Source organism: Pseudomonas sp. HS-18 (genome assembly GCF_020401845.1).
In the GTDB taxonomy this organism is placed as follows: Bacteria; Pseudomonadota; Gammaproteobacteria; order Pseudomonadales; family Pseudomonadaceae; genus Pseudomonas; species Pseudomonas nitroreducens.
On the sequence record NZ_CP084413.1, the window covers coordinates 1,547,599 to 1,568,447 of the forward strand.

General features: G+C 65.6%; 16 protein-coding genes. 9 read left to right on the forward strand and 7 right to left on the reverse strand.

Annotated elements, in window-relative coordinates; translation table 11 throughout:
• Positions 1 to 4: 4 nt before the first annotated feature.
• The 3 genes from LDJ84_RS07235 to LDJ84_RS07245 all read right to left on the reverse strand — a co-directional run bounded on the left by LDJ84_RS07235 (position 5) and on the right by LDJ84_RS07245 (position 4,270).
• Positions 5 to 400 carry a protease inhibitor I42 family protein gene (locus tag LDJ84_RS07235; RefSeq protein WP_024765550.1) on the reverse strand — a complete coding sequence of 132 codons (396 nt, stop codon included), beginning with the start codon at positions 398 to 400 and terminating at the stop codon, positions 5 to 7.
• Positions 401 to 946: 546 nt separating this feature from the next.
• Entirely contained in the window at positions 947 to 3,346 is a 2,400-nt protein-coding gene (lon, locus tag LDJ84_RS07240) for an endopeptidase La (RefSeq protein ID WP_226046124.1), read from the reverse strand.
• Between the two features lie 129 nt (positions 3,347 to 3,475).
• Positions 3,476 to 4,270 carry an AraC family transcriptional regulator gene (locus LDJ84_RS07245; RefSeq protein ID WP_024765552.1) on the reverse strand — a complete coding sequence of 265 codons (795 nt, stop codon included), beginning with the start codon at positions 4,268 to 4,270 and terminating at the stop codon, positions 3,476 to 3,478.
• Between the two features lie 84 nt (positions 4,271 to 4,354).
• Here LDJ84_RS07245 and LDJ84_RS07250 point away from each other — a divergent pair, with 84 nt between their 5' ends.
• Positions 4,355 to 5,218 (forward strand): ATP-binding protein, encoded by an 864-nt coding sequence (locus tag LDJ84_RS07250; protein ID WP_084359650.1) that lies wholly within the window; start codon positions 4,355 to 4,357, stop codon positions 5,216 to 5,218.
• Positions 5,219 to 5,221: 3 nt separating this feature from the next.
• Here the strand turns inward: LDJ84_RS07250 and LDJ84_RS07255 are convergent, their stop codons facing one another.
• Complete coding sequence (locus LDJ84_RS07255) at positions 5,222 to 7,270, reverse strand: TonB-dependent receptor (RefSeq protein ID WP_084359649.1); 2,049 nt, start codon at positions 7,268 to 7,270, stop codon at positions 5,222 to 5,224.
• 249 nt (positions 7,271 to 7,519) lie between these two features.
• On the opposite strand from LDJ84_RS07255, the gene LDJ84_RS07260 reads away from it, so the two are divergent.
• Together LDJ84_RS07260 and putP are read left to right on the forward strand one after the other, a co-directional pair.
• Positions 7,520 to 8,269, forward strand: coding sequence for an AraC family transcriptional regulator (locus tag LDJ84_RS07260; RefSeq protein ID WP_226046125.1), 750 nt, complete (start codon positions 7,520 to 7,522; stop codon positions 8,267 to 8,269).
• 786 nt (positions 8,270 to 9,055) lie between these two features.
• Positions 9,056 to 10,573 carry a sodium/proline symporter PutP gene (gene putP / locus LDJ84_RS07265; RefSeq protein ID WP_024765555.1) on the forward strand — a complete coding sequence of 506 codons (1,518 nt, stop codon included), beginning with the start codon at positions 9,056 to 9,058 and terminating at the stop codon, positions 10,571 to 10,573.
• A 266-nt stretch (positions 10,574 to 10,839) separates the two neighbouring features.
• On the opposite strand, the gene LDJ84_RS07270 is transcribed toward putP, so the two are convergent.
• On the reverse strand, positions 10,840 to 12,033 hold the full coding sequence (locus LDJ84_RS07270) for a sugar transporter (protein WP_084359648.1): 1,194 nt from the start codon (positions 12,031 to 12,033) through the stop codon (positions 10,840 to 10,842).
• A 160-nt stretch (positions 12,034 to 12,193) separates the two neighbouring features.
• Positions 12,194 to 13,108 carry a LysR substrate-binding domain-containing protein gene (locus LDJ84_RS07275; RefSeq protein ID WP_024765556.1) on the reverse strand — a complete coding sequence of 305 codons (915 nt, stop codon included), beginning with the start codon at positions 13,106 to 13,108 and terminating at the stop codon, positions 12,194 to 12,196.
• A gap of 151 nt (positions 13,109 to 13,259) precedes the next feature.
• Here LDJ84_RS07275 and LDJ84_RS07280 point away from each other — a divergent pair, with 151 nt between their 5' ends.
• The 3 genes from LDJ84_RS07280 to LDJ84_RS07290 are packed head-to-tail and all read left to right on the forward strand — an operon-like array spanning position 13,260 to position 14,487.
• Positions 13,260 to 13,898 (forward strand): FMN-dependent NADH-azoreductase, encoded by a 639-nt coding sequence (locus LDJ84_RS07280; RefSeq protein WP_084359647.1) that lies wholly within the window; start codon positions 13,260 to 13,262, stop codon positions 13,896 to 13,898.
• On the forward strand, positions 13,898 to 14,206 hold the full coding sequence (locus LDJ84_RS07285; RefSeq protein ID WP_084359646.1) for a DMT family transporter: 309 nt from the start codon (positions 13,898 to 13,900) through the stop codon (positions 14,204 to 14,206). The genes LDJ84_RS07280 and LDJ84_RS07285 overlap by 1 nt, the downstream gene beginning before the upstream one ends.
• A 59-nt stretch (positions 14,207 to 14,265) precedes the next feature.
• The gene (locus LDJ84_RS07290; RefSeq protein ID WP_024765559.1) at positions 14,266 to 14,487 is read left to right on the forward strand and encodes a VF530 family DNA-binding protein; all 222 of its coding nucleotides are present in this window, start codon (positions 14,266 to 14,268) and stop codon (positions 14,485 to 14,487) included.
• 271 nt (positions 14,488 to 14,758) lie between these two features.
• Here LDJ84_RS07290 and LDJ84_RS07295 read toward each other — a convergent pair whose 3' ends face one another.
• On the reverse strand, positions 14,759 to 17,875 hold the full coding sequence (locus LDJ84_RS07295) for a transglycosylase domain-containing protein (RefSeq protein ID WP_413247444.1): 3,117 nt from the start codon (positions 17,873 to 17,875) through the stop codon (positions 14,759 to 14,761).
• A gap of 230 nt (positions 17,876 to 18,105) precedes the next feature.
• Between LDJ84_RS07295 and LDJ84_RS07300 the strand changes: the two genes are divergently transcribed.
• From LDJ84_RS07300 to LDJ84_RS07310, 3 genes are all read left to right on the forward strand, one after another.
• A complete protein-coding gene (locus tag LDJ84_RS07300) occupies positions 18,106 to 18,351 on the forward strand; it encodes a hypothetical protein (RefSeq protein WP_024765560.1) in 246 nt (81 codons plus the stop codon).
• 62 nt (positions 18,352 to 18,413) lie between these two features.
• On the forward strand, positions 18,414 to 19,091 hold the full coding sequence (locus LDJ84_RS07305; protein ID WP_226046127.1) for a class I SAM-dependent methyltransferase: 678 nt from the start codon (positions 18,414 to 18,416) through the stop codon (positions 19,089 to 19,091).
• Positions 19,092 to 19,416: 325 nt separating this feature from the next.
• Entirely contained in the window at positions 19,417 to 20,796 is a 1,380-nt protein-coding gene (locus LDJ84_RS07310; protein WP_065084196.1) for an amino acid permease, read from the forward strand.
• Positions 20,797 to 20,849: the final 53 nt, after the last annotated feature.

Here is a 20,849-nt window from a genome sequence, read left to right on the forward strand (position 1 = left end):
AGCGTTACTTCACGGCGATGGGGCAGACGAAGGTCTGTGCGGGGGCGACTTCGGCTTCCCACGGGCGGCGGTATGCCAGTTCCAGCTTGTCCTCGCCGGCGGCGGTCACGCGAAAGCGCCAGGTGGATTCGCCGGCGCTGCCGACCAGGCCGGCGTCTTCGGGGTTGCTGTAGACCTCGGGGCCGAGGGCGCGCAGCAGGCCGTTGGCGGCATTGCGCAGTTCCCAGCGGAAGCCGGTGGTGGGGTTGCTCGGCAGGATCAGCACGAGTTCCTGGCCGGTGTGCAGTTTCAGTGGCTTGCAGTCACTGGCGTCTTCCAGGGTGACCACGGGTTTGGTCTGTCCGGCGCAGCCGGCGAGCAGGACCAGGGAGAGGGGCAGCAATGTGCGGTACGACGGCATGACGGCTCCTGGGAGGGGACAGGTTGGGCCGCAGGATAACGCAATCGGTGTTTCAAGCGGACTGTGTTCGCCTTGTGGGGATGTGTTTCAGCGTCGCCTCGGTGTGCGCTGCAAGATTTTGTTTCGCCCCCTCGGGCGAGTCCCTTTTGGCAAACGCCCCAAAAGGAACCAAAAGGTCTTGCCCCTCCATCCGGTTTTTCGCTTGGGGCGAAAAATACCCTCGTTGAACCGAAGTTTCAGGGGCCCGCCACGACGGGCCATCCCCGGCCCATCGTGGCTCTCGCGACATCCATGTCGCTCAACCCCTGAAACTGCTTCAACGAGGCCCCCTGAAAGGGGCAGTTCGGAGTGTGTGGTGGTTTCTCTGGAAGTCCACTCAAGCCAAAGCCAAAGCCAGCGGGCAGGGCATGCTTTCGTGTAGGAGCGAGCTTGCTCGCGAACCGCATCGCAGCGGCGCCGGGTTCGCGAGCAAGAACTGGGCGTCCCCCTCGCTCCTACAGGTCGAAGCCCGTGCGGGAGCGGACTATGCCGATCAGCGATAGAACGTCAGCCCGGGAACAACACCTTCGCCACGTCCCCATAGCGCTTGGCGAAGTGCACCGTCAGCCCTTCCTTCAGATACTCCGGCAGCTCCTCGAAGTCCCCGCGGTTGGGCTCGGGCAGGATCAGCTCGAAGATCTTCTGCCGGCGCGCCGCGATCACCTTCTCGCGCACACCGCCAATCGGCAGCACCTGCCCGGTGAGGGTCAGCTCGCCGGTCATGGCCACGCCTTTCTTCGGCGCCTGGCTGCGCGCCAGGGACAGCAGGGCGCTGGCCATGGTCACTCCAGCGCTGGGGCCGTCCTTGGGCGTGGCGCCTTCCGGCACGTGCACATGGACGAAGGCCTGGTCGAAGAAAGTCGATTCGCCGCCGTACTTCTTCAGGTTCGAGCTGATGTAGCTATAGGCGATTTCCGCCGATTCCTTCATCACGTCGCCCAATTGGCCGGTGAGTTTGAAGCCGCGGTTCAGCGTATGGATGCGCGTCGCCTCGATGGGCAGAGTCGCGCCGCCCATGCTGGTCCAGGCCAGGCCGGTGATCACGCCGACGCCGGAGAGCACCTGCTCGGTGCGGAACACCGGTTTGCCCAGGTACTCCTCCAGGTCCTTGGCGCCGATCTTCACCACCGAGTCCGGGTCTTCCAGCAGCTTCATCACCGACTTGCGTACCAGCTTGCCGAGCACTTTCTCCAGCTGGCGCACGCCGGCCTCGCGGGCATAGCCCTCGATCACTGCGCGCAGGGCGGCGTCGTTGATCGACAGGCGATTCTTCGGCACGCCGGCCTTTTCCAGCTGCTTGGGCCACAGGTGACGCTTGGCGATGGCCAGCTTCTCCTCGGCGATGTAGCCGGACAGGCGAATGACTTCCATGCGGTCCAGCAGCGGGCCGGGGATGGAGTCCAGGGTGTTGGCGGTGCAGACGAAAAGCACCTTGGACAGGTCCAGGCGCAGGTCCAGGTAGTGGTCGAGGAACTCCACGTTCTGCTCCGGATCGAGCGTCTCCAGCAGCGCCGAGGCGGGGTCGCCCTGGTAGCTGCTGCCGAGCTTGTCGATCTCGTCGAGCATGATCACCGGGTTCATCACCTCGACGTCCTTGAGCGCCTGCACCAGCTTGCCGGGCAGGGCGCCGATGTAGGTGCGGCGGTGGCCCTTGATCTCGGCCTCGTCGCGCATGCCGCCGACGCTGAAGCGATAGAACGGCCGCCCCAGGCTCTCGGCGATGGACTTGCCGATGCTGGTCTTGCCCACGCCGGGCGGGCCCACCAATAGCACGATGGAACCGGCGATCTCGCCCTTGAAGGTGCCCACCGCGAGGAACTCGAGGATTCGGTCCTTCACGTCTTCCAGCCCCGAATGGTGCCGGTCCAGCACCTTGCGCGCGTGCTTGAGGTCGAGCTTGTCGACACCCATCAGGCCCCATGGCACCGAGGTCGCCCAGTCGAGGTAATTGCGCGTGACAGCATATTCCGGCGAACCGGTTTCCAGGATCGACAGCTTGTTCAGTTCCTCGTCGATGCGCTTCTTCGCCTGCTCGGGCAGGGTCTTGCCTTCCAGGCGCGCGCGGAATTCGTCGGAGTCGGCGCTCTTGTCGTCCTTGGTGATGCCCAGTTCCTGCTGGATGATCTTCAGCTGTTCCTGCAGGAAGAACTCGCGCTGGCGCTCGCCGATCTTGCGGTTGACCTCGGCGGACAGCTCCTTCTGCAAGCGCGCGACTTCCACTTCCTTGCGCAGCAGCGGCAGGACCTTCTCCATGCGCTTGAGCATGGGCACGGTGTCCAGCACGCCTTGCAGTTCGGACCCCGGCGCCGTGGTCAGCGCAGCAGCGAAGTCGGTCAGCGGCGACGGGTCGTTGGGGTTGAAGCGGTTGAGATAATTCTTCAGCTCTTCGCTGTACAACGGGTTGAGCGGCAGCAGTTCCTTGATCGCATTGATCAAGGCCATGCCGTAGGCCTTCACCTCATCGCTGGGGTCACTGGGAGTGTGCGGATACTCCACCTCCACCAGGAAGGGCGGCCGGTGGCGCTTGATCCAGCCGCGGATGCGCACGCGCGACAGGCCCTGGGCGACGAACTGCAGCTTGCCGCCTTCGCGGCTCGCATGGTGCACGCGCACCAGCGTGCCGTGCTCGGGGAGGCTGTCCGGATCGAAGTGGCGCGGGTCGTCGGGCGGGTTCTCCATGAAGAACAGCGCCAGGCTGTGGTGCTCGGTCTTGGCGACCAGTTCCAGCGTCTCCGCCCACGGCTCCTCGTTGACGATCACCGGCAGCACCTGCGCCGGGAAGAACGGGCGGTTGTGGATCGGGATGACGTACACCGTGGTCGGCAGGTTCTGCCCCGGCAACACCAGCCCGGTGTTGCTGACCTCTTCGGCGCTGTGAATATCGTGAATCTCGTCGTGGTCGCTCATGAGGCACCTGACTGATTGAACATGACAGTCTAGATGGGGAAACCGACCCAGGGTTTCAATCCCATTGCTTCGATGGATGTATCCGAAGGTGTTACAACCCATTGTGTGAGAGCGGAGCTTAGGAGCGGATTAGCGGCGCGACCGCAGGAAGTCGCTGGGCGGGCGGCCGAACTGGCGGCTGAACATCGCGCTGAAAGCGCTGGGTGTGCTGTAGCCCACTTCCAGTGCCACCCTGAGCACGCTCTCGCCCTGCGCCAGCCGCTCCAGCGCAGTCAGCAGGCGTGCCTGCTGCCGCCATTGGCCGAAGGTCAGCCCGGTTTCGGCGAAGAACCAGCGTTGTACCGTCTTGCTGTCGACGCTCATCCGGGCCGCCCAGTCGGCAAGGCTGGCGTTGTCGCCGGGCTGCGCCTGGATGGCCTGGCAGAGCGCGCGCAGCCGCGGATGCGCGGGCAGTGGCAGGTGCAAGGGCAGCATGGGGTCTTCACGCAGCTCGTCCAGCATCAGGCCGAGGATGCGACCGTCACGGGAGTCGGGGAGCACCTCGCCACTGATCGACAGCGCCGCCAGGATCAGTTCGCGCAGCAACGGCGAGACCGCCAGCACGCAGCAATCCGGCGGCAGGTGCGGGGCGCTGCCCGGCTCCACGTAGAGCGTGCGTACCCGCACGTCGCCGACCATGCGCGTCCAGTGCTCCACGCCGGCGGGTATCCACAGGCCACGGTTATCCGGCACTACCCACTGACCGCTGGCGCTACCCACTACCAGCACGCCGCGCACGGCGTAGAGCAGCTGCGCGCGGTGATGGCTGTGCGCGGGCACCTGATGGCCGTCGGGGAAATCCAGGGCGACAGCGGCCACCGGACTGGCGGCCCGTTCGTCGCCGTGGTTTTCCACGGCTTGAGGTGGAATGTCCTTTTTAAGCATCTGGATGCCTGTTTGTCGTTAGACGACCACTTTCCTCCATCGTTAGGCTGATGAACAGTCCCCATCTGCTTCGATGATCCCGCCATGACCGACCTGTCCGTAATCGCCGAGCAACTGGCTCGTATCGCCAGTCTGCTCGAACAATCCCTGCCGGCGCGCGCCGAGCTGGCGCTGGAAGAGGGCGCTATCGCCCATCTCTGGGAATACCGCCAGGGCCGGCCGCGCCTGACGCCGGTGATCGAGCCGGCGCTGATCGCCTTTGACGACTTGCGCAATGTCGACCGGCAGAAGGCGCTGATCGAGCAGAACACCCGCCAGTTCGTCTCCGGTCGCCCGGCCAACAATGTGCTGCTGACCGGCGCGCGCGGCACCGGCAAGAGTTCGCTGGTGAAGGCCTGCCTGCACGCCTTTCATGCCGAAGGCCTGCGCCTGATCGAGGTGGACAAGGAACACCTGGCCGACCTGCCGCAGATCATCGACCTGCTGCGCCATCGCCAGGAGCGCTTCATCCTGTTCTGCGATGACCTCTCCTTCGAGGATGGCGAGACCGGCTACAAGGGCCTGAAGACCGTGCTCGACGGCTCGGTGTCCGGGCAGTCCGGCAACGTGCTGATCTACGCGACCTCCAACCGCCGCCATCTGCTCGCCGAGCGTGCCGAGGACAACCTGGCCTTCCAGCGCAGCGAGAGCGGCGAGTTGCACCCGGGCGAGGCGGTGGAGGAGAAAATCTCGCTCTCCGAGCGATTCGGCCTGTGGATATCTTTCTATGCCTTCAGCCAGGAGCAGTACCTGGAGGCGGTCGCGCGCTGGCTGGAATACCACGGCCTGGGCGGCGTTGCGCAGGAGGAGTGGGAACAGGCGGCGATCCGCTGGGCGACCCATCGCGGGTCGCGGTCCGGGCGGATCGCCGCGCAGTTCGCCCGGGATTTCGCCGGGCGTCGGCCTTAGCCTTTAGAACGCCACTTTTACCCCCGCCTGGATGCCACGCCCGCCAGCCGGCACGCTGTCGCGCAGGATGGAGCTGGCGTAGCGCACGGTCTGGTTGGTCAGGTTCTCGCCCTTGACGAAGGCCAGCCAGCGGCTGTCGCCCAGGTCGAAGCGGTAGCCGAGGCTGGCGCCGAGGGTGGTATAGCCGTCGGTGCGCAGCTCGTTCTCCGGCACGCGGTTCTGGTCGGCGGCGTATTCCACGTCGACCCGCGCCTGCCACTGCTGCAATTCCCACAGCAGTGCGCTGTTCAGGCGCAGCGGGGCGATGCGCGGCAGCGCTTCGCCGGTGTCCTTGTTCTTGGCGCGGGTGTAGTCGCCGGACAGTTCCAGATCGAAGCGGCCGTAGGGGCTGTCCAGCAGGTGGATGCGGTCCTGCGCCTCGACGCCGTAGAAGTCGGCCTTCACGCCGCTGTAGAGATATTCGGGCAGCGCTTCGTCGTCACCGGCATCCACCACCGCACCTTCCTCGTCGCGGTAGCGACCGCTGGCCAGCAGGCCGATGTAGTTGGAGAAGCGGCTGTAGAACACGCCGACGCTGCCCTTGTGCCCGCCGCTGTCGAAGCGCAGGGCGAGGTCGGTGGAAACGGCTTTTTCCTTGCTCGCGTCCGCGTCGCCCACTTCATAGGTGCCGGTCGCCGCGTGAGCGCCGTTGGCGTAGAGCTCGTAGAAGGTCGGTGCGCGTTCGGTGTAGGCGAGGGTGGCGGCCAGCGACCAGATCGGCGTCAGCTTGTACACCGCGCCGCTTGACAGGCTGCCGGCAGTGAAGCTGCGTGAACCGTCGTTTTCGGCGAAACGCTCGTTGTCCTTGGCATTGGGGTCGATGCGCGTGTGCTCGGCGCGACCGCCCAGGTTCAGCGCCAGGCGCTCGGTGGCCTGCCAGTTCTCCAGGAAGAACAGCGCTGCACTGTCGGTCTCGGTATGCGGCACGAAGGCCTCTTCGCCCAGCGCGGAGAAGCGGCTGTTGGCGACCTGCGCGCCGACGATGCCTTCCACTGGTCCGATCGGTTTATGCCGGGCTTCGATACGCGCCTCGTAGCCGTCGTTCTTGAAGGTGGTGCCAGTCTCGCCGTCTTCGATTTCCTTGTGCTGGTACTCGGTGTAGGCCGCGTCCAGCTTCACCGAGCTGAAGGGGCCGTCGAGGTCGCGGATTTCCGAGGCGAAGGCGTAACGATCCTGTTGCATCTTCAGGCGTACGTCGTCCTCGGCGGGCGAGCCGTAGTTGCTGTCGTAGCCGCTGTAGGACAGGCCCGCATAGCCGTGATCCCAGTGGTAGCTGCCACCGATGGCGCCGCTGTCCTGGCGGCCGTCGCTATTGTTGACGCGGTGCTTCGAGTCGTCGCCGTCCACTTGGCGTTGGCGCGCCGAGTGGGCGTAGCCGGGGATACGCAAGTCGTTGAACTCGCGGGAGCCGGCGTCGAGGTGCAGGGCGAAGTTGCCGTCGCCGGCTTCGAGCGCGCCGGCAGCGCTGCGGGTGGTGTCCGAGCCGCCGTAGCGCAGCTCGCCCTGGCCGTGGATGCCGTCCACCGCTTCGCTGGGAATGCGGTTGTCGAAACTGTTGACCACGCCGCCGATGGCGTTGCCGCCGTAGAGCAGGGCGGCCGGGCCGCGCACGACCTCGATGCGCTCGACCACGTTGGGGTCTTCCGGCACGGCGTGGTCGTAGGACAGCGACGAGGCGTCCAGCGCGCCGACGCCATTGCGCAGGATGCGGATGCGGTCGCCGTCCATGCCGCGGATCACCGGGCGGCTGGCGCCGGGGCCGAACCAGGTGGAGGACATGCCCGGCGTGCCATTGAGCGTTTCGCCCAGGCTGCCTTTCTGGCGCAGGGTCAGTTCGTCGCCCTGCAGCACGCTGCTGGGCGCCGCGGGGGAGGAATCGCCCAGCGGGTTGGCGGTAATCACCTGCGGCTCCAGTTCGGTGGGGGCGGCATCGGCCAGCGAAGGCGCACCGGCGCAGAGGGCGATGCCCAGCGGTGCGAAACGCCAGCGTGGACGGGGAAGGGATGGGGACATGACGAACTCCTGGTTTTTCTTCTGGCAAAGCGAACCCCTCCCTCGTGGTCAGGGATGTGCCAGGCGGCGGGAAGAGGAAAATGGGGAAGTGTTATTTGTTATAACATAACATATTCATCGGTTAGCAAGACTTTCCTGCTTAGATGATTTCGTGCGGAGTCCGGTGCCGAGTTGCGCCGGGTTGCACCTGCTGGCTGGGCAGGTCGATGGAATTTTCGTACCATGCTCAAAATTTGATCAGATCGCGCCATGTTCGATACCCGTCTCGCCACGTTGCCCGACCAGGCTGACCAGCACGCCCATGACCATCACCAGGTGGTGATGTCCCTGAGCGGCCGTGCGGAGTTCGAGATAGGCGGTACCGCCGGCGAGGTCTGCCGTATGCGCGCATGCCTGGTGCCAGGAGATGTCGGGCACCAGTTCGCCGGGCTGGGCGACAACCGGATGCTGATCGTCGATCTGACCGAGGCAGGTACCGGCGAGCAGGACCGCGAATTGCTGGCGAGGCTGTTCGAAATGCCGCGCTACCCGACGCTGGATGCGGACTTCCAGAACCTGCTCAGCTACGCCGGGGCGGAAATCGCCCGCTACGGCGATGACCCGCTGCTCGCCCGTGCCCTGGGCGGCGTGTTGCTGCGAGCATTGCACCTGCGGCTGTTCGGCGAAGACCGTGCGCCGCGCAACGGGCCGCTGGACCTGGAGCGGCTGGACGGCTATATCGCCGAGCACCTTTCCCGGCGCATTACCGTGGCGGAGCTGGCGCAGGTCGCCTGCCTGAGTCCGAGCCATTTCCATGCGCAGTTCAAGGACCGTGTCGGCCTCACGCCGCACCAGTACCTGCTGCGCCAGCGCCTCGACCGCGCCGCGCGCCTGCTGCGGGAAACCGAGCTGCCATTGGTCGGCGTAGCCGGGGAATGTGGGTTCTCCAGCCAGAGCGCATTGACCACCGCGATGCGTCGTTACCTGGGTTTGACCCCCGGCAACCTGCGCCGCTGCTGAATTGCGGGCCTGCGCGCCGTGAATTACTGATCGAATGGACAGGTATTGCCCTTCGGGCGCCGGAGTCTTTTGCAAGAACTCCAGAGCTTTCAGCAAGAATTCCTTTGGGTGCAACCCATAGAGTCCGCCCACCGCGTTGCTGGTGTTCCAAGGTGCAACCCGGTCAGACCAAGAACAACAGCCAGCTCGATACGCGGGAGGGGCGCCATGCCCATCACCGGTTCTGTCTTTGCCTGTCGCGCGCCTGCACCTGGCCGCGCCACTTCCTTCACGGCCCGGCCTGCAGCGCCTGCCCGTGGCCTCGCGCCGTCACCGGTCGGACCGGTGCAACCGCATCGCCTGCTTTCTGTACAATCCGCGCCCTCGCGCGCCGGCCACTCCCTGCCGCTTCTTCATGCGTGCGTGTGCTCAATTTCAGTCACTGCCGATGAGCTTCGTCGCCGGCCCCGTATTGTGCGGCTGGAGATAACTCGACGGGAGCAGGACGCCGACTCCGGCGCCTGAGGGATGACCGGGCAACGCCCGGAAAACGCCCCGCACCTCGCCTACCGGCGAAAGCGGGGCGGAAGTCGCCGTGGTGAGACGGCGGCTGCAGGATAACGCCAGCAAGGATGAGGGCGTGCCTGCGTCGGGACGCGTAGAGGTTCGGTGCCTGTTTGGCATCACGCGCAACCCGGTTTGCCTGTGAGCAAGCGCTAACCGGTCGGCGTCAACCACGCCGGCTGCCAGTCAAGGGTCCGCGATACCCCGCGAACCTGGATAAAAACAAGCTGTAGGGGAGCCCCCATGAGCGTCAACACGCCAACACTGATCACCTTCGTGATCTACATCGCGGCCATGGTTCTGATCGGCTTGGCCGCCTATCGTTCGACCAACAACTTCTCCGACTACATCCTCGGTGGCCGCAGCCTCGGCAGTTTCGTCACCGCGCTGTCGGCCGGTGCTTCGGACATGAGCGGCTGGCTGCTGATGGGCCTGCCCGGTGCCATCTACCTGTCGGGCATCTCGGAAAGCTGGATCGCCATCGGCCTGATCTGCGGCGCCTACCTGAACTGGCTGTTCGTCGCCGGGCGCCTGCGCGTGCACACCGAGCACAACGGCAACGCGCTGACCCTGCCGGATTACTTCAGCACCCGCTTCGAGGACAACAGCCGCATCCTGCGGGTGATCTCGGCGCTGGTGATCCTGGTGTTCTTCACCATCTACTGCGCCTCCGGCATCGTCGCCGGCGCCCGCCTGTTCGAAAGCACCTTCGGCATGTCCTACGAGACTGCGCTGTGGGCCGGTGCCGCCGCGACCATCGCCTACACCTTCGTCGGGGGCTTCCTGGCGGTGAGCTGGACCGACACCGTGCAGGCCTCGCTGATGATCTTCGCGCTGATCCTCACCCCGGTGATCGTGCTGTTCGCCACCGGAGGCGTGGAACCGACCTTCGCTGCCATCGAGCTCAAGGACGCCGCCAACTTCGACATGTTCAAGGGCGCTTCCTTCGTCGGCGTGCTGTCGCTGATGGCCTGGGGCCTGGGCTACTTCGGCCAGCCGCATATCCTGGCGCGCTTCATGGCTGCCGATTCGGTGAAGTCGATCCCGGCTGCCCGCCGCATCTCCATGACCTGGATGATCCTCTGCCTGGGTGGCGCCGTCGCCGTGGGCTTCTTCGGCATCGCCTACTTCCAGGCGCACCCGGAGCAGGCTGGCGCGGTGGGTGAAAACCACGAGCGTGTGTTCATCGAACTGGCGAAGATCCTGTTCAACCCGTGGATCGCCGGCGTGCTGCTGTCCGCCATCCTCGCCGCGGTAATGAGCACCCTGAGCTGCCAACTGCTGGTGTGCTCCTCGGCGCTGACCGAAGACTTCTACAAGGCCTTCCTGCGCAAGAACGCCAGCCAGCTCGAGCTGGTCTGGGTCGGTCGCGCCATGGTGCTGCTGGTGGCGCTGGTGTCCATCGCACTGGCTGCCAACCCGGAAAACCGCGTCCTGGGCCTGGTGTCCTACGCCTGGGCCGGCTTCGGTGCCGCCTTCGGTCCGCTGGTGCTGTTCTCTGTGCTCTGGAAGGGCATGACCCGCAACGGCGCGCTGGCCGGCATCATCGTCGGTGCGGTCACCGTGATCGTCTGGAAGCAGTTCGGCTGGCTCGGCCTGTACGAGATCATTCCTGGCTTCATTCTCTCCAGCCTCTCCATCGTGGTGTTCAGCCTGATCGGCTCGGCACCGTCGAAGGCGATGATCCAGCGCTTCGAGGAAGCCGAGGCGGAATACGCCGAGGCGACTCAGCCGGCCGGTGCTGCCGTGACCAGCCGCTGATCCTGAGCTGAATGAAAAAGGCCGCGCTCCCGCAAGGGGCGCGGCCTTTTTTGTGGCGTCAGGATTGGCTTTTCTGTAGGAGCGAGCTTGCTCGCGAACCCCCTTGATGCCGTGGGTGTCGGGCAGGTTCGCGAGCAAGCTCGCTCCTACAGGTCATGGCTCCGTGCTGACCTGTGCGTAGGAGTGGACTTTGTCCGCGATGCTCCCGGAACCTATCGCGGACGGAGTCCGCTCCTACGCTGGTTGGCAAATCCGGCGTGGGGCGATCAGAGCGAGGTGTTGCCACTCATCGCCGCCGCATAGCGCCAGCAGGCGAACAGGCAGAGCAGCAGGCCGACCACCGCCAGCGCACCGCCGACATAGCCGATCCACTCCAGCCCCATGCCCACCGCGACGCGGCTGCCCAGCAGCGCGCCGCCGCCGATACCGACGTTGTACAGGCCGGAGAACATCGCCATGGCCACGTCGGTGGCGTCGTGGGCCAGTTGCAGGACCTTGGCCTGCAGCGCCAGGCCGAAGCAGAGGATCGCCGCGCCCCAGAACAGGCTCAGGCCCAGCAGTGCCGTGGGCGAATGGGAAAGCGGCATCAGCAGCAGGAGCGAGCTGCCGAGCACGGCGATGGCCATGCACGGAAAGGCGCGCGGGAAGCGCTCGCTGTAGCGGCTGAAGAGGATCGAACCGAACATCCCGGCGCCGCCGAACAGCAGCAGGAGCAGCGTGGTCTTCTGGCTGTCCAGTGCGGCGATCTCCCGTGCGAAGGGTTCGATGTAGCTGTAGGCGGTGAACTGCGCGGTGATCACCAGCACGGTGAGCACATACATCGACACCAGCGCCGGGCGGCGCAGCAGCAGCGGCAGGCTGCGCAGCGACCCGGAGTTCTGGCTGGGCAGCAGCGGCAGCGCGCGGGCCAGCCAGAGCACCACGACCACCGAGACGCCGGCAATCGCCAGGAAGGTGGTGCGCCAGCCCATCGCTTCACCCAGCACGCGGCCCAGCGGAATGCCCAGCACCATCGCCAGGATGGTCCCGCTGGCCAGCAGGCCGAGGGCCTTCGCCTGCTGGCCCGGTGGTGCCACGCGCACCGCGAGCGAGGCGGTGATCGACCAGAACACCGCGTGGGCGAAGGCGATGCCGAAACGGCTGATCATCAGCACCGTGAAGTTCCAGGCAAAGCCGGAGAGCACATGGCTGACGATGAACAGGCAGAAGATCACCACCAGCAGGCGGCGGCGTTCCATGTTGCGGGTCAGCTGCATCAGCGGCAGCGAGGCCAGCGACACCACCCAGGCGTAGAGCGTGAGCATCAGGCCGGTCTGTTCCGGACGCATGTCGAAACTGCGCCCGATATCGCTGAGAAGGCCCACGGGGACGAACTCGGTGGTGTTGAAGATGAAGGCGGCGATGGCCAGGGCGATGACGTTCAGCCAGCTGCCGGTACGGGGGTCTTGCGCGGTTGTCATGGGAATCCTGAGGTGAGAGGGGGCTCAGGCCGTGCCTTGGGATCACGCTTGTAGCGCGTCCCTGGCAAAGAAGAATTGTTGTTGCGGCGGAGTGCAATTCTAACCACGCATCCCGGCCCGCGCACGGCAAAGGGACGCTTGCGCGGGCGCAGCGGCAGGCTCAGGCGGCGTTGTCGATCAGCGGATCGGCCGCCTGCGCCACTTCCTCGGCCAGCCAGTCGAGGAACGCGCGCACTGGTGGATGGCGCTCGCGGCCGGGCACGCAGAGCGCGGTGTAGTTGGCACCAGGGACGTTGATCTCCGGGCGATAGGGCACCAGCAGCCCCTTCTCCACGCTCTCCGAGACCAGCAGCGAACTGGCCAGCACCAGCCCCTGGCCGGCGATGGCCGCCTGCAGGGCGTAGAACTCCTCCTCGTACTCGCGCTGTACCGCCTGGGTCAGCAGGCATTCTTCACCGGCTGCCGCGCACCAGGCCTTCCAGCCGCGCTCGTAGAGCTCGGAGTTGTACCAGCGCACGCTGATCATCTCCGGCACGTCCACGTCGGCGGTCGCCACCAGTGCCGGCGCGCCATACACGGCGAAGCGTTCGGCCAAGAGGAACTGGCTGTGCATGCGCGGGTACTCGCCGAAACCGTAGCGGATCGCGAGATCGACGCTGGCGTCCTGTTGCAGGTCGAGCAGTTCGCACTGGCTGTCCAGGCGCAGGCGGATGTGCGGATGGCGCGCATAGAAGCGCCCCAGGCGCGGCACCAGCCAGAGCGCCGCGAACGCGGGGGTGGTGGAGATCGTCAGGCTGCTGGCGTTGCGCTGCGGACGCAGGCTGTCCACTGACTGCGAGACCTCCAGCAGCGCGCCGTGCAGGCTGCGGAACAACCGCTCGCCGGCCTCGGTCAGGCGCACCTGGCGTGGCAGGCGCTCGAACAGCGGCAGGCCCAGCCATTCCTCCAGCGCGCGGACCTGGTGGGATACCGCCGTGGGCGTCACCGCCAGTTCCTCGGCGGCGCCCTTGAAACTCAGCTGGCGCGCAGCGGATTCGAAGGTACGCAGGGCGGGCAGGGGCAGGTTGGCGAACATCGAAATCTCCATGGATGAGTTGAACTCATCTGGGTGCAGTTTCCCTCAGTTGTCCGGGGAGCCGCCGGAAAATACCGTGGATGGCAAGCAGGGTGGCAATCCAGTGTAACGGATGAATCACCTGGAACAAGTCGAACCGAAGGAGTCACAGATGAGCCGTATTCTTGCCATTCACGCCAGTCCGCGTGCCGAGCGTTCCCATTCCCGTCGCCTGGCCGAGGGCTTCCTCGCTGCCCTGCCGTCCGCGGACATTACTCACCGCGAAGTGGGCCGAGCCAATCTGCCCCACGTCAGCGAAGGCTTCATCGCCGCGGCCTTCCATCCGCAGGGCGAGCATCGTCCGGCCGAACTTCAGGCGGAGCTGACGTTGAGCGATGAGCTGGTGGACGAGCTGCTTGCCCACGAACTGCTGGTGATTTCCACGCCCATGTACAACTTCAGCGTGCCCAGCGGCCTGAAAGCCTGGGTCGACCAGATCGTCCGTATCGGCCGCACCTTCGACCTGCACATCAAGGATGGCGAGGCCGAATACGAGCCGCTGCTCAAGGGCCGCAAGGCGCTGATCATCACCAGCCGCGGTGGCGCCGGCATGGGGCCGGGCGGTGAGCTGGAGTGGATGAACCATGCCGACGCGTGGCTGCGTGTGGCGCTGGGGTTCCTTGGTATCGAGGACGTACAGGTGATCGCCGCCGAGGGCGAGGAGGGCAATCCCGAGGCCTTCCGCGCTGCCTATCAACAGGCTGAACAAACCCTGGCCGACCTCGCCGAGAGCGAGTGGGCGCGTGCGTGATGGCCTGGGCGATGCTGATGGTGGCGGCGGTGTTCGAGGTGATGTTCGCGGTGTCGATGAAGTACGCCGAGGGCTTCACCCGGCCGCTGCCGACCGTGGTGACGGTGTTCGCGGTGATCGGCGGGATCTTCTTCCTCACCCTGGCGATGCGCCAGTTGCCGGTGAGCATCGCCTACCCGATCTGGACCGCCATCGGTACCCTGGGCACGGTGTTCTTCGGCTTCCTCCTGCTGGGCGAGGCGCTGACGCTGACCAAGCTGGCGTCGGTCGCCCTGATCATCGCCGGCGTGGCCGGGCTGCGGGCCTGATCGCCGGTGGCTGATGCTTGATGGTAAGGTGCCGCGCATTCTCCCCGACGGCACCGAGCATGAACGACAAACCGAAGAACCCGCTGCATGGCGTGACCCTGGAAGCCATCCTCAACCAACTGGTGGCGCAGTACGGCTGGGACGGGTTGGCCAAGCGCATCGACGTGCGCTGCTTCAAGAACGACCCGAGCATCAAGTCCAGCCTGACCTTCCTGCGTCGCACCCCATGGGCGCGGGAGCAGGTCGAGGCGTTGTACGTGAAGAGCGTCCAGGGCAAGTGAGGTCGGACTTTCGTAGGAGCGGTCTTCGTCCGCGATGGGTCCGCAGCGCACTGGAGGCGATCGCGGACGGAGTCCGCTCCTACGAGATACCTCTGCGCTTGGGCCATCCCTCACCCTAGCCCTCTCCCAAGGGGAGAGGGGACCGTTCGGTGCAGGATCAAACCTTCACGTCAGTCGGCTCGGACTGCCCCCTCTCCCTGAGGGAGAGGGTTGGGGTGAGGGGGAAGACGCAGCGACGGACGATCCAGAGAAGACAGTTGCTCCTACAGGTTTACCGCCAGCTCACCCGCAGGTTATCCAGGCGCTCCTGGCAGCCGGTGCTGATCCCGGGCTCCAGGTAGCTCGACAACATCGGCGCCATGCCCTTGAGCACCTGTACCGGCAGTGCCGAGGTGAACTTGAAGTTGTCCGACTCGCTGCCGGCCACGTAGGCGGTCAGCGTGCCGAAGTGGCGTGGGCCGATGTAGAAGACGAAGGTCGCCGTGCGGTTCATCGCCTTGGAACTCTTCACCCAGCCGCTGCGGGTCACGCTCTCGATGCGGTTGTCGCCGGTGCCGGTCTTGCCGCCCATCACCAGTGCGTTGCCATTGGCCAGCTTGAAGGTGCCTGACAAGCGCCGTGCGGTACCCGCGTCCACCACCTGCGACAGCGCAGTGCGCAGAGCCTGGGCGACCTCCGAACGCATCACCTGGCGGCCATTGTTGGATTCCGGGCCGAGGGTGACCTCATAGGGCGTGGCGGCGGCGAAGTGCAGGCTATCGATGCGCAGGGTCGGCTGGCGCACACCATCGTTGAGGATGATCCCCATCAGCTCCGCCAGCGCGGCGGGGCGGTCCCCGGAGCTGCCCAGCGCGGTGGCCAGCGATGGCACCAGGTGGTCGAACGGGTAGCCCAGGCGCTTCCACTGTTCATGCAGGTCGAGGAAGGCTTCCACCTCCAGCATGATGCGGATGCGCTTGTCGCGGGCGTACTTGTGCCGCGACTTGAACAGCCAGCCGTAGACCTGCTTGCGCTCGGCGCCGCTGGCGGCCACGGCATCGGCGAAGGTCGCCGCCGGCTGGCGTTGCAGGTAGCCCAGCAGCCACAGTTCCAGCGGGTGCACGCGGGCGACGTAGCCCTGGTCATTGAGGTCGAAGGCGCCCGGTCCATAGCGGGTGTAGAGGTCCTCGATGCGCTTGTCGGTGAGCTTGTCGCCAGCGTATTTGCCCTGCTTCAGGCGGTCCTGCAGGAAGGCGGTGAAGGTCGGCAGATCGGCCTGTGGTTGCAGGTAGCGATGGATCGCCGCCAGCCGCACCGGCCAGGCGCGCAGGCCATCGAGGAAGGTATTCAGGCGGTCGTCGTTGTCCTTGCCCTTGTATTTCTGCCAGAAGCGCAGCAGGTAGACCTGGCTTTCCTTGTCGACGAAGCGGTCCAGGTAGTCCTGCCGGCGCGGGTCCTTGTCGTCGGCCAGCACCGCAACCTTGCTGCCTTCGTTGGCGTAGATGTCGTGGCGCACCAGATCGCGCAGCAGGCGCACGAAGGGCAGGTTGATGGATTCGCGCAGCGCGTCCTGCAGGGTCGGAATGCGACCGTTGTCCTCCTTGCGGAAGTTGCTGAAGGTGTGCACGCCGCCGCCGGTGAAGAAGCTTTCATAGGGGCTGGCGGAGTACTTGCGCTGCAGTGCGGCGGCGAGCATGTCCGGCAGGTTGCGGTCCTTGGCGGCGATCAGGTAATCGATGGACCAGCGACTGAGGATGTCCAGCGGTTCGATGTCCACCTTCTTCAGCTCGGCGACCGTCATCGGCGCGTACTGCTGGTGCAGGTCGGCGATGGTTTCCAGGTAGGTGGCGAGCACGCGCAGCTTGGCGGTCGAGCCCAGCTCCAGCTTGCTGCCTTCGTTGATGTCGAAGGGCTGCTCGGTGCTGTCGGTCTGCACGCGCACGCGGTTGCCGCTGGGGGTGCGCTCGAACAGGGTGAAGCTGTAGCGCACGTCCCTGGTCTTGTCCTTGGACAGCAGGTGCTCGCCGAACAGGCCGATCTGCTCGGCGAAGTCCGGGTCGGACAGGTGCCGCAGGTAGCCGGTGACCTGCTCCTGCAGTTCATGCTGCAGGGTCGTGGTGAAGCTCATGTCGAAGCGATCGAGGTCGTACAGCGGCACGTCGAGCATGCCGGCCAGGCGGGTGCGCGCAAGGCCGATGCCCTTGTTGTTTTCCAGCGGGGTGAAGCTGGGCTCGCTGCGCGGATCGCGGAATACCAGCTTCTGCTTGAGCGCCGCGTCGCGAAGTTTCGGGGCGATCACGTTGTTCTGCGCGAGCAGGCGCAGGTAGCTGTCGGTCAGCCCGGCCAACTGGTCGCGGCCACGGGCGAGGTACCAGGAAGGCCGGCGGTGGGCAATCATCAGCGAAACGACCTGGCGCAGCGCCTTGCCCTGCGCGGCAAGCTCCGCACCGGAGCCGGGCGGGGCGTTGAGCAGCTTGTTGACCTGCTGGTAGTCGGCGCCGTACCAGATCCACAGGCCATCGGGCAGGCCGCTCACTTCGCCGTAACCCGGCTGCGCCGAGAGCGGTACGGAGTTGAGGTAGGTGAGGGCGACGTTGCGCCGTGCGGCCATGTTCTGGGCGCCGTTCTGGTAGGTGCGCACGCTGGCCGAAGCCATCTGCCGCAGCTTGTCGGTGATGGAGTTGGTGCGGCCATCCTCGGAATGGCGGTACTTCTCGATCTGCGTGGCCAGGGTGCTGCCGCCGGGGGCGTGGTTGCCCAGCCCGACCAGCTTGCCCACCTGCGCCACGGAGGCCTGGGTGAAGCGGCTCCAGTCGATGGCGGGGTTCAGGTAGGGGCGGTCGGGATCGAGCAGGTCGCGGTTCTCGATGTACAGCAGGCTGTTGACGATGGCCGGGGAGATGCTCTCGAAGTTGGCGTAGAGCCGCTGCGGGTAGCGGAAGTTGTAGATCGGCAGGCCGCGACAGTCGGCGATATCGACGCCGGCCTGGGCCTTCTCCGGGTAGGGCGGGAACATCCCGTGGCCGGTGTACTGCATCAGCGGATCGGAGAAGCGCGCCTGGCTCAGGGTGACGAAGTTGCGCTCGTGCAGGCGGCCCAGGAAGGTCGGCAACTGCTGATAGCCCAGGCGCCGATCGAAGGGGCCGCCTTGTGGATAAACCACATCGTCGGTGCTGCCCTGTTCCAGGCGCCAGGTCAGGCCGGTGGCGTAGCGTGCCAGCTCGCGCGCCTGCAGCTTGGAGGTGCGCGCCTCATACAGCAGCGCCGCACCCATGGCGGCAAGCAAAGGCAGGAGAAACAGGAAGAGAAGAAGGAAGCGGTGGTGATGCACTTTCTGTGGGGAAAGGCCGGGCCCCGGACTTCCCGGTTGGCCTGCCACTTGCGTACCGGAATGCTTCGAGTTGCCCATATTCACGCCCCGCCCATGCTTGTACGACAGCCCAGGTAGCGAACTCCGCCCACGTGATGGCCGACGCCCCTCCCGGCGCCGCGAAAGCCCCTAACCTGCGGCTTTCCTAAGTTCCAGCGTAGTTGGCGGCGAAAAATCTGCGCGCCGCCAGGTGCCGTTCGTGGCTCGCCGGATTGATTTGCCGACGGCCAGCAGGTGGAATGTGATTATTTGGACAGGAATGGCCGCCGATGCGTTCGTACTTTTTGCCCCTGATCGCGCTGCTGGGCGTTTCGTTGAACCTCGCCGCCGCGCCGATGCCCTTCTATAAATGGCAGAGCAAGCTCGATGGCGCCTATACCTGCCAGCAGACATCACCGGGCAGTGGCTGGCAGAAGATCGGCGGACCGTTCAGTGATGCCGGGTGCCGCAAGGCGTTGCCGCAGACGCCGCCGCCCAAGGGGCTGGCGGTGCCCAAGTCGTTGAGGACGCCGTAGCCCGTCACCGGCACAGGAGCGGATTGATCCGCGATCGCCTCTCCCCACTCACGGATATCGCCATGACCGACCACGACGCCCGAATCCGCCAGAGCTGGCAGGCCAACGCCGATGCCTGGACCCGCGCGGTGCGCGAGCAGCGCATCGAGAGCCGACGGCTGGTCACCGACGCGGCGATCCTCGCCGCGATTGCCGAAGGTCCGGCACGCCGTGTGCTGGATATCGGTTGCGGCGAAGGCTGGTTGTGTCGTGCGCTGGCCGAGAAGGGCAGCGAGTGTGTCGGCGTGGATGCTTGCGCACCGCTCATTGAAGCCGCGCAGATGGCGGGCGGTGGGCGCTATGAAGTGATGGATTACGCGGGACTCATCGAAGCCGGAGATTCACTCGGCCAGTTCGACGCCCTGGTGTGCAATTTCGCCTTGCTCGACGAGTACATCGCACCATTGCTCGGCGTACTTCGCGAGCGGCTCAATCCCGGCGGGCGGCTGCTGATCCAGACCGTGCATCCGTGGGCCGCCTGCGGTGACGCGCCCTATGTGGACGGCTGGCGCCTGGAAGACTTCGCTGCCTTCGGCGGTGAGTTCAGCGCACCGATGCCCTGGTTCTTCCGCACCCTGGAGTCCTGGCTGGCGCTGCTGGCCGCCAGCGGCTGGCGCCTGCGGCAACTGCGCGAGCCTCGTCATCCGGACACCGGCAAGCCCTGCTCGCTGCTGCTGGAGTTTCAGCCGCTGGGCGGCTGAACCGCTCTACACCGGCCCTGGTGGCGCGGGAAGATGTGGCGATACGCCGCTATCCCTTTGGTCACATTGCACCTTGGTGGTGCAGACGATTCCCTCCTACTTGTGTAACACTCGCCCGCGACCTCAGCCGTGGTCCTCCCGCAATGCCCACGTCCGCTTCACAAGAGCGGGCAGCCTCTTCCGGTGTGCCGTCCTGGAACTGCCAGACACTTCTCCCTCCGTGCCGCCCGGCGCGGTGGCGAAGCCTTTTCGGCGGTTCCGCATCCCGACTGCACTTAGAGTCCTCGGCTGATATTTCCCAAGAACAAAATGAGGTTGCATCACCATGTCGTCCCACGATCTCCAAAGGGATCTCAACGAGCGGCACATCCGTCTCATGGCCCTGGGCGCCTGCATCGGCGTCGGTCTGTTCCTCGGCTCCGCCAAGGCCATCCAGATGGCCGGCCCGGCCATCATGCTTTCCTACATCATTGGCGGTCTCGCCATCCTCGTGATCATGCGCGCCCTCGGCGAGATGGCCGTGCACAATCCCGTGGCCGGCTCGTTCGCCCGCTACGCCCAGGACTACCTCGGCCCGCTGGCCGGTTACCTGACCGGCTGGAACTACTGGTTCCTCTGGCTGGTGACCTGCGTCGCGGAGATCACCGCGGTGGCCATCTACATGGGCATCTGGTTCCCCGACGTGCCGCGCTGGATCTGGGCGCTGGCCGCGCTGGCGAGCATGGGTACCATCAACCTCATCGCCGTGCGTGCCTTCGGTGAGTTCGAGTTCTGGTTCGCCCTGATCAAGATCGTCACCATCGTCGCCATGATCCTGGCCGGCGCCGGCATGATCTTCTTCGGCCTGGGCAACGGCGGTATCGCCACCGGCATCTCCAACCTCTGGAGCAACGGCGGCTTCATGCCCCACGGCATCACCGGCGTGCTGATGTCGCTGCAGATGGTGATGTTCGCCTACCTGGGCGTGGAGATGATCGGCCTCACCGCCGGCGAAGCGAAGAACCCGCAGAAGACAATCCCGGGCGCGATCAACTCGGTGTTCTGGCGCATCCTGCTGTTCTACGTGGGCGCGCTGTTCGTGATCATGTCGATCTACCCGTGGAACGAGATCGGCACCCAGGGCAGCCCCTTCGTCATGACCTTCGAGCGCATGGGCATCAAGACCGCCGCCGGCATCATCAACTTCGTGGTGATCACCGCCGCGCTGTCGTCGTGCAACGGTGGCATCTTCAGCACCGGCCGCATGCTCTACAGCCTCGCCCAGCATGGCCAGGCCCCGGCTGTGTTCGCCAGGACCTCCGGCGGCGGCGTGCCGCGCAATGCGCTGCTGCTGTCGATCTTCGCGCTGCTGCTGGGCGTGCTGCTGAACTATCTGGTGCCCGAGAAGGTGTTCACCTGGGTGACCTCCATCGCCACCTTCGGTGCCATCTGGACCTGGGCGATGATCCTGCTGGCGCAGTTGAAATTCCGCCGCGGGCTGAGCGCTGCCGAAGCCGGCAAGCTGCAGTTCAGGATGTGGCTGTACCCGATCAGCTCTTACCTGGCCATGGCCTTCCTGGTGCTGGTAGTGGTGCTGATGGCGTTCTTCGAAGATACGCGCATCGCGCTGTATATCGGCCCGGCCTTCCTGGTGCTGCTGACGGTGCTGTACTTTGCGCTCAACCTTGCTCCCAAGGAGCAGGGCAGCGTCGCCAGTCGCGCCTGATGTGCGGTTGAACGATTGAAAAAAGGGCCTCTTCGGAGGCCCTTTTCTTTTGC